Source organism: Halomonas sp. KM007 (assembly GCF_050709225.1).
In the GTDB taxonomy this organism is placed as follows: Bacteria; Pseudomonadota; Gammaproteobacteria; order Pseudomonadales; family Halomonadaceae; genus Vreelandella; species Vreelandella hamiltonii.
Genome location: NZ_CP136131.1, coordinates 2480604 through 2493715, shown reverse-complemented (window position 1 = coordinate 2493715; position 13112 = coordinate 2480604). Strand labels below are relative to the sequence as shown.

The 13112-nt window shown below is 60.7% G+C and carries 13 protein-coding genes and 1 pseudogene; 10 read left to right on the top strand and 4 right to left on the bottom strand.

What is annotated here, in order from left to right:
- Positions 1-166 precede the first annotated feature (166 nt).
- The 7 genes from map (at position 167) to RVM27_RS11760 (ending at position 7919) form a co-directional block, all read left to right on the top strand.
- Positions 167-958 (top strand): type I methionyl aminopeptidase, encoded by a 792-nt coding sequence (map, locus tag RVM27_RS11790; RefSeq protein ID WP_498938995.1) that lies wholly within the window; start codon positions 167-169, stop codon positions 956-958.
- On the top strand, positions 958-3633 hold the full coding sequence (locus RVM27_RS11785; protein ID WP_498956655.1) for a [protein-PII] uridylyltransferase: 2676 nt from the start codon (positions 958-960) through the stop codon (positions 3631-3633). The genes map and RVM27_RS11785 overlap by 1 nt, the downstream gene beginning before the upstream one ends.
- Before the next feature lie 96 nt (positions 3634-3729).
- On the top strand, positions 3730-4926 hold the full coding sequence (dapC, locus tag RVM27_RS11780) for a pyridoxal phosphate-dependent aminotransferase (RefSeq protein WP_498938999.1): 1197 nt from the start codon (positions 3730-3732) through the stop codon (positions 4924-4926).
- Positions 4927-4959: 33 nt separating this feature from the next.
- Entirely contained in the window at positions 4960-5307 is a 348-nt protein-coding gene (locus RVM27_RS11775) for a Spx/MgsR family RNA polymerase-binding regulatory protein (protein WP_016915053.1), read from the top strand.
- 41 nt (positions 5308-5348) lie between these two features.
- Positions 5349-6374, top strand: coding sequence for a 2,3,4,5-tetrahydropyridine-2,6-dicarboxylate N-succinyltransferase (dapD, locus tag RVM27_RS11770; RefSeq protein ID WP_039175227.1), 1026 nt, complete (start codon positions 5349-5351; stop codon positions 6372-6374).
- The gene (dapE, locus tag RVM27_RS11765; protein WP_498956654.1) at positions 6361-7533 is read left to right on the top strand and encodes a succinyl-diaminopimelate desuccinylase; all 1173 of its coding nucleotides are present in this window, start codon (positions 6361-6363) and stop codon (positions 7531-7533) included. The genes dapD and dapE overlap by 14 nt, the downstream gene beginning before the upstream one ends.
- The gene (locus RVM27_RS11760; RefSeq protein ID WP_039175225.1) at positions 7530-7919 is read left to right on the top strand and encodes a hypothetical protein; all 390 of its coding nucleotides are present in this window, start codon (positions 7530-7532) and stop codon (positions 7917-7919) included. Before dapE ends, RVM27_RS11760 begins: the two co-directional genes overlap by 4 nt.
- A 70-nt stretch (positions 7920-7989) precedes the next feature.
- On the opposite strand, the gene RVM27_RS11755 is transcribed toward RVM27_RS11760, so the two are convergent.
- On the bottom strand, positions 7990-8517 hold the full coding sequence (locus RVM27_RS11755; RefSeq protein WP_287808842.1) for a cold-shock protein: 528 nt from the start codon (positions 8515-8517) through the stop codon (positions 7990-7992).
- Between the two features lie 110 nt (positions 8518-8627).
- Here RVM27_RS11755 and RVM27_RS11750 point away from each other — a divergent pair, with 110 nt between their 5' ends.
- Positions 8628-8876 (top strand): SlyX family protein, encoded by a 249-nt coding sequence (locus RVM27_RS11750; RefSeq protein WP_039175223.1) that lies wholly within the window; start codon positions 8628-8630, stop codon positions 8874-8876.
- 24 nt (positions 8877-8900) lie between these two features.
- On the opposite strand, the pseudogene RVM27_RS11745 reads toward RVM27_RS11750, so the two are convergent.
- Positions 8901-9452, bottom strand: a pseudogene (locus RVM27_RS11745) (alanine dehydrogenase); the annotation flags it as partial.
- Positions 9453-9666: 214 nt separating this feature from the next.
- Between RVM27_RS11745 and RVM27_RS11740 the strand changes: the two are divergent.
- Positions 9667-10857: an AAA family ATPase gene (locus RVM27_RS11740; protein ID WP_287808844.1), complete on the top strand. Its 1191-nt coding sequence runs from the start codon at positions 9667-9669 to the stop codon at positions 10855-10857.
- Positions 10857-11408 (top strand): DUF4276 family protein, encoded by a 552-nt coding sequence (locus RVM27_RS11735; protein WP_498956653.1) that lies wholly within the window; start codon positions 10857-10859, stop codon positions 11406-11408. The genes RVM27_RS11740 and RVM27_RS11735 overlap by 1 nt, the downstream gene beginning before the upstream one ends.
- Before the next feature lie 24 nt (positions 11409-11432).
- On the opposite strand, the gene RVM27_RS11730 is transcribed toward RVM27_RS11735, so the two are convergent.
- Both RVM27_RS11730 and RVM27_RS11725 read right to left on the bottom strand, forming a co-directional pair.
- Positions 11433-11867, bottom strand: a complete 435-nt coding sequence (locus tag RVM27_RS11730; protein ID WP_016915062.1) for an acyl-CoA thioesterase — start codon at positions 11865-11867, stop codon at positions 11433-11435.
- A gap of 48 nt (positions 11868-11915) precedes the next feature.
- Entirely contained in the window at positions 11916-13106 is a 1191-nt protein-coding gene (locus tag RVM27_RS11725) for a class I SAM-dependent rRNA methyltransferase (protein ID WP_039175220.1), read from the bottom strand.
- Positions 13107-13112 lie beyond the last annotated feature (6 nt).

The following is a 13112-nucleotide window of genomic DNA, read 5'->3' as shown; positions in this document are numbered from 1 at the left end:
TTGTTGCCCTTGCCTGCCGCCTGCGCCAGCAAAAGAAGCTGCGGATGGCGATTGCAGGAAAGCGCGCGGCTTTATACCATAGATCATTGCCAAGATGAAGTCGCCGCTGCGTTATAGCTGCCAAAATGACCGCTCATCCCCTACCCTGAAGCCACATCGAGAATTCATGAACGTTCCTATCAAGACGCCTTCTGAAATCGAGAAAATGCGCGAAGCCGGACGCCAGGCCGCCAGCGTCATCGAAATGATCACGCCGCACATCCAGGCAGGCATCAGTACCGGCGAGATCGACCGCCTGTGCCACGAATACATCGTCAACGAACTGGGCTCGGTTCCGGCGCCGCTGAACTATCACGGCTTCCCCAAGGCCACCTGCACCTCGATCAACCACGTGGTATGCCACGGCATCCCGGATGACGCCAAAAAGCTGAAAAGCGGCGACATCATGAACCTGGACATTACCGTGCGCACCCCCGACGGGTACCACGGCGACTCCAGCGTGATGTTCGTGATCGGCGAGACCATCCAGGGCGAACGGCTGTGCCGCATCACTCAAGAGTGCCTGTACAAGAGCATTGCGCTGGTGAAACCCGGCGTGCGTCTTTCCGAGCTGGCACGCGTGATTCAGCAGCATGCCGAAGCCCATGGCTACTCGGTGGTACGTGATTTCTGCGGCCACGGCATCGGTGCGGACTTCCACGAAGACCCGCAGTTCCTGCACTACGACGGCTATGCACCGGATGCCGACATCCGCCTAGAAGCGGGCATGTGCTTCACCATCGAGCCGATGATCAACGTGGGCGGCTACAAAACCAAAGTGCTGCGCGACGGCTGGACCGCCGTCACCAAAGACCGCAGCCTGTCGGCCCAGTGGGAACACACGCTACTGGTCACCGACACCGGCGTTGACGTGCTCACTGCGCGCAGCGACGAAGACTTTAGCTTTCTGAACGCCTGATGCTACTACACCACTACCGGTTCGAGCCGGATACGTCGCTGTTCGATCTGGCGCTGTTTCGCACCGAGCTGGCCGGGGCACGCTCTCCCATTGCCCCGTTCAAGGCGGCGCTCAAGGAGATTCAGGCGCGCCTCGACGAGCAGTTTCGCGCGGGTGCGGACATTCGTGATCTGGTACGTGGCCGCGCATGGTATCTCGACCAGCTGCTGGCGATTGCCTGGCAGCACCATGCCTGGCCCGACACCGGCATCGCCCTGGTGGCAGTGGGCGGCTACGGGCGCGGAGAGCTGCACCCCCACTCGGACATCGACCTGCTGCTGCTGCTCGAACACGATGACGACACTCCCTACCGGGAGCCGCTGAGCGCCTTCGTGACGTTCCTGTGGGATATCGGCCTGGAGATCGGCCATAGCGTACGCTCGCTCAACGACTGCGAGCGGGAAGCCGAAGCCGACGTGACGGTCATCACCAACCTGCTGGAGTCGCGCTTGATCGCAGGTCCCGAGCGCCTGCGTGAACAGATGCGTGAGCGCCTGAGCGCGCCCCACGTATGGCCCGCCGACCGCTTTTTCGAGGCCAAGTGGCAAGAGCAGATCTCCCGCCACTATCGCTACAACAACTCCGAGTACCACCTGGAGCCCAATCTGAAAAGCTCGCCCGGTGGCCTGCGAGACATTCAGATGATCGGCTGGGTCGCCAAGCGGCACTTCGGCACCGAGCAGTACACCGACATCGTCGCCAACGGGTTCATGAACGACGCCGAGCTGCGCATCCTCAGCCAGGGGCAGTCGTTTCTCTGGCAGGTTCGCTACGCCCTGCACATGCTCACCGGGCGCGCCGAAGACCGCCTGCTGTTCGATCACCAGCGCACCATCGCCGACATGTTCGGTTTCAAGGACACACCCGAGCGGCTGGCCGTCGAACAGTTCATGAAGCGCTACTACCGCCATGTGACGGCGCTGGCAGGCCTCAACGACATGCTCTTGCAGCACTTCGACGAAGTGATCCTGCGCGGCAAGGAGTCGCTGGCCACCATCAAGCTCAACGACCGCTTCGAGATCAAGGGGGGCTATATCCAGGCCCGCTCGCGCAGCCTGTTTCGCGAACGCCCGGCGGCCATGCTGGAGCTGTTTCTGCTGATGGCCAAGCACCCGGAAATCGAAGGCGTGCGCGCCGACACCATTCGCCTGATCCGTGACCATCGCCATCAGATCGACGACCACTACCGGGAAGACCCCCGCCACCAGCGGCTCTTCATGGCGCTCATGCGGGCGCCGGGCAACGTGCCTCGCCAGCTCCGGCGCATGAACCGTTACGGCATTCTGGGCAAGTACCTGCCGGAGTTCGGCCGAGCGGTCGGGCTGATGCAGCACGACCTGTTTCATATCTATACCGTGGACGCCCACACCCTGCGCCTGCTGAAATTTCTGCACGGCTTCCGCAAGCCCGAGGCAAAGGACGACTTCCCGGTGGCCGCCAACCTGATCCACCAGCTACCCAAGCTGGACCTGCTGTGGATCGCTGGCCTGTTCCACGACATCGGCAAAGGGCGCGGCGGAGACCACTCGGAAATCGGCGCCCGTGACGTCGAGCAGTTCTGCCGTCGTCATCACGTCTCGCAGCACGATACGAACCTGGTCAGCTGGCTGGTCGAGCATCACCTGCTGATGTCGATGACCGCCCAAAAGCGAGATATCAGCGACCCGGATGTGATCCGCGACTTCGCACTGATCGTGCGCGACGAGACCCGCCTGGACTACCTTTACGTGCTCACCGTTGCCGATATCAACGCGACCAACCCCACGCTGTGGAACGGCTGGCGGGCATCGCTTTTGCGCCAGCTCCACGCGGAAACCAAACGTGCTCTGCGCCGTGGGCTGAAAAACCCACCGGACAGAGACGACTGGGTCAGAGAAACCCGCACCGAGGCACGTTCGCTGCTGCAAGCCGTCGGGGTGGACAGCAGCCAGATCGACCCGCTATGGGACTCCCTTGGGGAAGACTACTTCCTGCAGTACGCCCCCAGCGAGATCGTCTGGCAGACTCAAGGCATTCTGGCGCACCAGCCGTCACCGCTGCCGTTGGTGCTGATCAGTGCTCCCACCGCCGACATGGCCGAAGGCGGCACCAAAGTGTTCATCCACACCCGCTCGGTGGATGACCTGTTCGCCGCCACTGCTGCCGCCATGGAGCAGCTCGGACTCTCGATCCACGATGCCCGCATTGCTACTTCCCACAACGACTGGACACTCAACACCTTTATCGTACTGGATAGCCATAGCCAGCCGATCCGTGACCCGCTGCGCATCGAAGAGATGCGCAGCCACCTGGTGGAAGAGCTGGACGACCCGGACGACTACCCCGAAATCGTCACTCGACACACGCCGCGCCAGCTCAAGCACTTCAAAGTGCCTACCGAAGTGGTGATCGAGCAGGATCCGGCCAATGAACGCACCCTACTGGAGCTGACCGCCCCTGACCGTCCTGGCCTGCTGGCCCGGGTGGGGCGCATCTTCATGGAGCAGGATATCGCCCTGTCGGCGGCCAAGATCGCCACCTTGGGCGAGCGCGTCGAGGACGTCTTTTTCATCACCACCAAGGCCGGTGAGCCGCTCACCGACCCCGCCCGTCAACAGCAGCTTCGTAAGCGGCTGATCGACGTATTGAGCGTCTAGCCCAGATGCCTGGCCGAACACCCCCTGGTCGTTGGGTTTGAGCCTGCACCAGGGGTTGCCTATAATCGGCGGTTCGATAAACGGTACGGACTCGCCATGAACTCAGACCTGAATGCCCTGCACCCCTATCCGTTTGAAAAGCTGGCTGCCCTCAAGGCAACGCTCACGCCTCCGGCGGGGCTTGCGCATATTCCGCTGACCATTGGCGAGCCCCAGCATGCCCCTTACCAGGGCGCACTGGATGCACTCATTGCCCACCAGCTGGAGATGGCGCGCTACCCAGCCACCAACGGCCTGCCCGCCCTGCGCGAGACCATTGCCGCCTGGGCCACCCAGCGCTTTGGCCTGGCGGGGCTGGACGCCGAACGTCAGGTGCTGCCGGTGAACGGCACCCGTGAAGCCATCTTCGCCTTCGTGCAGGCGGCGCTGGATCGCACCCGCCCCGCCAAGGTAGCGGTACCCAACCCGTTTTATCAGATCTACGAAGGCGCCACGCTGCTGGCAGGCGGCGAGCCGCTCTACCTGGACTGTACCGCCGACAACAGCTTTCGCCCGGACTTTTCAGCCGTCAGCGCCGACACCTGGCGCGACGTGCAAATCGTCTTTCTCTGCTCACCGGGCAACCCCACCGGCGTAGTCACGCCGCTGGCCGAGTTCAAGCAGCTGATTGCCCTGGCCGACGAACACGACTTCATCATTGCCTCCGACGAGTGCTACTCCGAGCTCTACCTGGACGAAGCCACTCCGCCGCCCGGACTGCTGCAGGCTTGCGCCGAGCTGGGCCGCGATGACTACCGCCGCTGCATGGTGTTTCATTCGCTCTCCAAACGCTCCAACCTGCCAGGGCTGCGCTCGGGTTTCGTGGCGGGCGACGCCGATCTCCTCGCCCCGTTCAAGCGCTACCGCACCTACCACGGCTGCGCGATGTCACTGCCGCTGCAGCACGCCTCCATCGCTGCCTGGCAGGACGAAGCCCATGTGCGCACCAACCGTGACGCCTACCGCGAGAAATTCAGCGCCGTCACCGAGGTCCTTGCACCGGTCATGTCGTTCCCGACGCCCGAAGCCAGCTTCTATCTGTGGCCCGCCGTGCCGGGGGGCGACGATATCGCCTTTACCCAGCGGCTGTTCAGCGAACAGCATGTCAGCGTGTTGCCCGGCAGCCTGATGGGCCGCCCTGGCAAGGATGGCCATAACCCGGGCGCAGGTCGACTACGCTTAGCCTTGGTGGCAGAGCTCGAACCGACCCTGGAAGCAGCCAAGCGACTGCGCCAGCTGATCGAGCGCAGCTAACGCCGCGACACCCCACGACAAGGAGGCTTTTCCATGCTGACGCTATATATCATCAACACCTGCGATACCTGCCGCAAAGCCCGCAAGGCGCTGGAGGAGAGCGGCATTCCCTTCAAGACCCATGACCTGCGCAAGGATGGCCTGTCGGCCAGCCTGCTGGAGCATATTCTCGAGCGGGTGCCGCTGCTGGAAGCCATCAATAAGCGCAGCACCACCTGGCGCAACCTGCCCCAGGAGGAAAAGGATCAGCTGGACGCCACGTCGGCCCGTCGGCTGCTGCTGGAACAACCCACGCTGCTCAAGCGTCCGCTACTCGAAGTCGACAACAGCACCATCCTGGTCGGCTACCGCGACGGCGATTACGACAAACTGAGCGGCTGAACGCCCCCTCTTAGACACACAACCTTGAAGGAAGCCCCGTTATGCTGAGCTTTGCGCTTGGAATTGGTACCCAAAACACCCAGGGTGACTGGCTGGAAATCTACTACCCGGCCCCGCTGCTGAACCCCGACGAGAGCCTGGTGGCCGCCGCCAAGGAAGCGCTGGGCGCCGCTGCCGAAAACAGCCCTGTCAGCTTCCTGCCGGAAGACTGCACCCGCCTGGCCAAGGCACTGGAAGCCGCGGGTCATTCCGAGCAGGCGGCGCTGGCCGAGTCTTTCGCCACCAGCCAGCGCCCGCTGGTAGCGATGTTCCTGGACACCGACCAGGCGCCGCAAACCGTGCCGGAGGTCTACCTCAAGCTGCACCTGCTGTCCCACCGTCTGGTGAAGCCCCACGGCCTGGACCTGACCGGCATGTTCGGCCTGCTGCGCAACATCGCCTGGACCAACGAAGGCGCCATCGACATCGAGGAGCTGCCGGCTCGCCGCCTCAAGGCACGCCTGGCAGGCCGCGCGCTGTCCGTCGACTGCGTCGACAAGTTCCCCAAGATGACCGACTACGTGGTGCCCACCGGCATCCGCATTGGCGACACCGCCCGCGTACGCCTGGGCGCCTACCTGGGCGAAGGCACCACGGTCATGCACGAAGGCTTCGTCAACTTCAACGCGGGCACCGAAGGCCCGGGCATGATCGAAGGCCGCATTTCAGCGGGCGTCATGGTCGGCAAAGGCTCCGACCTGGGCGGCGGCTGCTCCACCATGGGCACCCTCTCCGGTGGTGGCAACATCATCATCAAGGTGGGTGAAGGCTGCCTGATCGGCGCCAACGCCGGTATCGGCATTCCGCTGGGCGACCGCTGCACCGTGGAAGCAGGCCTGTACATCACCGCTGGCTCCAAGGTGACCGTCCTCGACGACCAGGGTCAGGAAGTCAACACCGTGGCCGCCCGTGAGCTGGCTGGCCAGGACGACCTGCTGCTGCGCCGCAACTCGCAAAATGGCCGTATCGAGTGCCTCACCAACAAGAGTGCCATTGCGCTGAACGAGGCGCTGCATGCCCACAACTGAGTCTGCCGCCCTGTCACCGACGCTCACCCTGGCCTTTGACCTGCTGGGTCGTGCGTCGGTGACCCCGGACGACGAGGGTTGCCAGAACCTGATGATCGAGCGCCTCACGGCGCTCGGTTTCCATGTCGAGCAGCTGCCGTTCGGCGATGTGAAAAACTTCTGGGCCGTGCGCGGCCATCATGGCCCGGTGCTGGCCTTCGCTGGGCATACCGACGTGGTGCCCAGCGGGCCGCATACCAGCTGGGAGTTTCCGCCCTTCGAGCCATGCATCGACGAGCAGGGCATGCTCTGCGGGCGCGGTGCGGCCGACATGAAAGGCAGCCTGGCCGCCATGCTGACCGCCGTGGAGCGCTTCGTGGCCCGTTACCCCGACCACGACGGCCGTATCGCCTTCCTGATCACCTCCGATGAGGAAGGCCCCGCCGTGGACGGCACCCGGGCCGTGGTGGAGCACCTGCGCGAACGCAACGAACGGCTGGACTACTGCATCGTCGGCGAGCCCTCTTCCACGGCGCGGCTGGGGGATGTGATCAAGAACGGCCGACGCGGCTCGCTGGGCGGCGTGCTGCATGTCAAAGGGGTGCAGGGGCACGTGGCTTACCCCCACCTGGCACGCAACCCCATTCACCAGGCGCTGCCTGCGCTCGATGCTCTGGCACGCGAGCACTGGGATGCCGGTAACGACTTCTTTCCCGCCACCAGTTTCCAGATTTCCAACGTGCGCGCGGGTACCGGGGCGACCAACGTGATCCCTGGCGACATCGAAGTGGTGTTCAACTTCCGCTACTCCACGGAAGTGACCCATGACGAGCTGCGCTCACGCACCGAGGCAATTCTGGATCAGCACGGTCTTGAGTATCACATTGACTGGACCTTGAACGGCGAGCCCTTCCTGACCGCCGAAGGCGAACTGGTCGATGCGGCCATTCGCGGCGTGGAAGCCGTCACCGGTGAGCGCCCGCAGCTGTCGACCAGCGGCGGCACCTCCGATGGCCGCTTCATTGCCACCTTGGGGGCACAGGTGGTGGAGCTGGGCCCGCTCAACGACACCATTCACAAGGTGAACGAGCGCGTGCTGGCCAGCGACCTCGATGCGCTCAGCCGCATCTACGAAGCCACCCTGCAGGCGCTGCTCACCACTGATGAGGTATGCGTATGATGGAGCGGTTTCCGGATATCGAAGTGTACCTGGCCCGCGTGTCGCTGGACGATCTCAACGCCTGGCTCAGCGAGACCCTCGATGCCCCACCCCTGGGCCCGGCGGGCAAAGGCAAGTGGAAAACCCGTGGCCAGCATCAGGGGGAAAGCGTCCCGGTGCTGCTGGTGGACAACGCCGCCGACGGCTTTGCCAGCCTGTGGTTCGACAGCGCCCACACCCCCTGGCACACCGACCAGGAGTGCGCGCAGCACGCGGCCGAAGCGCTCAACGTGGAAGTCCGCTGTTCGCTGGGCGGCTGGCACCCTGGCGATGACCCGGACCGCTTCTGGCAAGTGCTGCCCGGCGGCCAGGAAAAAGCCATCGAATGGCCGGACTCAGGCCGTTAAGCGCAAAAACCCCCGCAAGCGCGGGGGTTTTCTCTTTCAGCACTAATTTATCACTACAGCGCCTGGGCGCTTATTCGATAATGCTGACATCATCGGCCTGAAGGCCACGGTCGTTCTTGATCACGTGGTAACGCACGATCTGGCCTTCGGCCAGCATGCGTGGGCCACGACCGCGTATCGCCCGAAAATGCACGAAGACATCTTCGCCATTGTCCCGGGTGATGAAGCCATAGCCCTTGTTGGTGTTGAACCACTTGACCTCGCCCTCTTCACGGCCATCGTTGGAGTCGATGATATCCTCTTCTTCATCGTCCACCACGGGTGCTGCCTGGGGCTGACGCGGGGCAGGTTTGACCCTGGCCACATCGGCCTTTACCACCATCGGTGGTGCCAGGGCCGCAGCCGCCAGCGTACCGACGAACAACATTGCAAAACAGCCAAGTGCCACAGCGGCATACACACTGAAAGCAGCCTCGGCCAACCACTGTTCAGCCAGAGGTGCATTGGTTAAATGAACAATCCCCGCCAGAAGAAGCGGCGTGGGGGCGGCCAGTAAGATACTGATAAAGAAACAGCGAAAAACAACTTTTGGGTTCATGGATGATAAAAGCTCTCTTGTTGTATGGGTAACAGAAGCAAGACAATACTCGGCCTACCAGGCCCTTTCCTAACAGTACCGAGCATACTACATACGGTGACGATGTTATCATGACAAACGAATTAACGCCTGCCGAGCTCACTCAACGTATTGAATCGTTGGAAAGTCGGCTGGCTTATCAGGAACATTGGCTGGACACCCTGGACCAGGCCGTCGCCCAGCAGGAGCGCCGCCTCGAAAAGCTGGAACAGCTGAGCGCCCTGATGCGTGAACGGCTCCGCGAACAGCATCAGGCGCTGCAAGCCAGCGACTCACAGGGCGGCTTTCGCCCCGAAGACGACATCCCACCCCATTACTAATGGACCCACCGCCTGGCGCGCGGGTCACTTCACCACGCTGGCCGGCTCGATGCTTTCCAGGCCAAACGCCTGGGCGACGGCCCGGTAGGTAATCTGGCCATCGTGGACGTTCAGCCCGGGCAGAAAATGGGCATCGTCTGCCAGCGCCTGGCGCCACCCCTTGTCGGCAAGCGCCAGCACGAACGGCAGCGTCGCGTTGGTGAGCCCCAGGGTAGACGTGCGTGCCACGGCGCCGGGCATGTTGGCCACACAGTAGTGCACGATGCCATCCACCAGATAGGTGGGCTCGGCGTGGGTCGTGGGCTTGCTGGTTTCGAAACAGCCGCCCTGGTCGATGGCCACGTCCACCAGCACACTGCCGGGTTTCATCTCGGCCAGCATGGCACGGGTGATCAATTTGGGAGCTGCCGCGCCAGGGATCAGCACCGCGCCTACGATCATGTCGGCAGTACGTGCCGCGTGGTCCAGCGCATCGGCGGTGGAGTAGACGGTTTTGATACGCCCCTGGTAGCGCGCATCCAACGCTTCCAGCCGGGCCACCGAGGTATCGAGAATCGTCACCTCTGCCCCTAACCCCGCCTTATTCACGAGGGTGCTGATTGAGCGGTCTGAAGGTACTGGCTGTTGGCATTGCTTATCAGGATTCGCCTCTTCAGCGCGAGTGGCTGTTGTAGTGCTATCCAGCCGTGCTGCACAGTGTTTTTCCTGATGTTAGGATGATAGCCACAGTCTCACTCGATACCGGTCATCCCGGCGAGCCAAATGGACTGGGTGTTGACGGAGACGAACAATGCATATCGAAACGATTCGAATTAAAAATTTCAAGAGTTTTCGCCACGCCAGGATGGAAGGCTTGCCACGCTTCTGTGTTGTCGTCGGCGCTAACGGCTCAGGAAAATCAACCCTATTTGATGTTTTTGGTTTCCTCAAGGATTGCCTAACCTTCAATGTTAAACAAGCACTGCAGGTCCGTGGCGGGTTTAAAGAAGTACTTAGCCGTGGTATCGACAGTAATGAATCCATTGAGCTGGAAATAAAGTTTCGTATGGATATTGCTGGCGTCGAACGACTGATCTCGTACTTGATCGAAATAGGAATGGAAAATCGACAGGTGACAGTGAGGCGTGAAGTGCTTCGTTACAAACGTGGCCGCTATGGATCACCTTATCACTTCCTGGATTTTTCAGGCGGCGTGGGCTACGCCATCACAAATGAAGAAGATTTCGACAAGCAAGATGAAGAACTTCAAAGGGAGCAGCAAAATGTTGGCAAAGATGCATTGGCAATTAAAGGCTTAGGACAATTCGAACGATTTAAAGCAGCCAATGCATTTCGTCAACTAATAGAAAACTGGCATGTTTCAGATTTTCATATCAATTTGGCTCGTGGTAGCAAAGAGGCCATTGGAGAATTCGAGCATCTCTCTATATCAGGTGATAACTTGCAATTAGTAGCAAGAAATATTTATGAAAATCACCCTGACATCTTTGATCAAATGGTTGAGGCGATGAAGCACCGGGTTCCAGGCATCAATAAAATAGAGCCCATTCAGACGCAAGATGGCCGACTGATTTTAAACTTTCAAGACGACTCATTCATCGACCCATTTATCGACCGGTATGTATCTGACGGCACCATTAAAATGTTTGCTTATCTAGTACTACTCTACGATCCTGAGCCACACCCCTTGCTTTGTATCGAAGAACCGGAAAACCAGCTTTATCCCACCTTACTGTGGGAATTGGCAGAAGAATTTCGTGCTTACGCTGAGAGAGGAGGACAAGTTTTTGTATCGAGTCACTCTCCTGATTTCCTTAATGCCGTACAGGTGGAGGAAGTCTACTGGCTCGTGAAAGAGAAAGGCTATACAAACATATGTCGAGCCAAGGACAATCGACAGCTTGTTGCCTTTATCGAGGAAGGGGATCAGATGGGTTATCTTTGGAAAGAAGGTTTTTTTGAAGGGGCAGGACCAGAATAATGGAACTAGTTTTCTTTTTGGAGGAGCCCTCAGCCAAGGCAATGTTGCAAGGGATAATACCTCGCCTCTTACCAGGCATCGAAACTCGGTATATCGTTTTTGAAGGGAAGCAGGATTTAGAAAAGCGCCTGCCGATACGTTTACGAGCATGGCAAAACCCAGAGTCATGCTTCCTGGTCATGCGTGATCAGGACTCAGGCGACTGCCTGCAAATCAAGCAGCGTCTAGTGACGCTATGCAGCGAGGCAGGCCACCCTGATGCCATCGTTCGCATTGCCTGCCATGAGCTTGAAAGCTTTTATCTTGGAGACCTCAAGGCGGTTGCACAAGCCCTTGGGCCTGCCAGCTTGGCAAAGCAGCAAACGAAAGCCAAATACCGCACCCCTGATCGTCTGAATAACGCAGTTCAAGAGTTGAAGCGCATTGCTCCAAAGTACCAAAAGCTATCAGGCTCTCGTGCGTTAGGCTTAGCGATAGCACTGGAGGGGAATCACTCACAAAGTTACAACCAGCTATTGGCAGGTATTAAAAAGGCATGCGGTATTCGATAGTCAACACTATCAAAACACGGCTGTTTATTCCGCCACCACCGCAGCGCCATAAATGCGCTGGTACTCCTCCGGCAAGCGCTTGGGGCGACCGCTGGAAAGCGCGACACAGGCAAACCGCGTGCGCGCCTTCAGCAGCGTCTTGCCGTCTGCTGGCCGTATCAGTTGAAAGCGGCGCGTCAGGCTGAAGCGGCCGTCGCAGTCGACGATCCAGGTGGCCAGGCAGAGCGTGTCGTCTTGAAAAGCAGGGGCGAGGTAGTCCAGCTCGTGGCGGTGGACCACCATCGCCCGGTCCAGCGCCCGATAGCGTTCCAGCGACAGCCCCAACGCCTCGGAGTGGGCCCAGCTGATCTGCTCTACCCAGCGCAGGTACTCGCTGTTATTGACGTGCCGGTAAGCGTCGATGGCTTCCGGCGCGACCTGCAGCGTGAGTACGAACGGCTCAGGCAACGCCCACTCCATGTGGCCACCTCCTTTCCTATGACGACGGCGCTCGACAGCGGGCGATGCTCAGTCGCGGAAGACCCGCACGCCCAGCGCTTTCAAATAAGCAGTTTCGGGAATTGCCGGGTGCACGGGATGATCCGGCCCCTGATGGCCCTGGAAAATCACCTGGCCATGGCGGTCCTGATGGCGCACGGCACCGCGCACCACATCCACCAGCCGCTCGTGGGCCAGATGCATGGAGCATGACGCCGACAGCAGCAGGCCATCGCGACCCAGCAGGCGCATTGCCTCGCGGTTGAGTCGTGCATAGGCGCGCTCACCGTTGGGGATGTCCTTGCGCTTCTTGATGAACGCAGGCGGGTCGAGAATCACCACGTCGAACTGCTCGCCGTCGGCTTTCAATGCGGCCAGCGCTTCGAAGGCGTCGCCTTCACCCACGGCCACCTGCTCCTGCACGCCGTTCAGCTCGGCATTGCGCGCCACTTGCTCCAGAGCAACGCCGGAGGCATCCACACACAGCACTTCGGAGGCGCCGCTGGCGGCAGCCTGAACGCCCCAGCCACCCACATAGCTGAATACGTCCAGCACGCGCTTTCCAGCAACCTGACTGTTCAACCAGGCACGGTTGACGCGGTGGTCGAAGAACCAGCCGGTCTTCTGGCCGTTGAGTACCGGCACCGCAAAGGTCACGCCGTTTTCCACCAGCAGCACTTCGTCGGGCAGGGTGCCCTTGACCACTTCCACGTGGGCTTCCAGACCTTCCTGGCGGCGGCCCCCGGTGTCGTTACGGAATACGATGACCTCAGGCTTGATGACCTTTTCCAGCGCATCGACGATCTCGTCGGCCAGGGCCTGCATGCCGGCGGTATTGAGCTGCACGACCAGCACATCGCCAAAGCGGTCGATGATCAGTCCTGGCAGCAGGTCGCCCTCGCCATGGATCAGACGGTAAAAGGGCTGATCGAACAGACGCTGGCGCAGCGCCAGCGCCTGATTGAAACGGTGCACGAACAGCGAGCGGTCCAGGCGCATTTCCGGGTCGCGGGACATGATCCGCGCACAGATCAACGAGTGCGGGTTCACGTAGGCCACGCCCAGGGTCTTGCCGTTGGAGGCCTCTACCAAGGCAGGCTCGCCCGCCTCGAAGGTCTTCAGCGGCGTTTCCTTGATATCGACTTCGTTGGAGTAGATCCACAGATGGCCAGCCTTCAAGCGGCGATCGGCATTCTTATTCAGGCGCAGGCGTTGAGTCACAACATT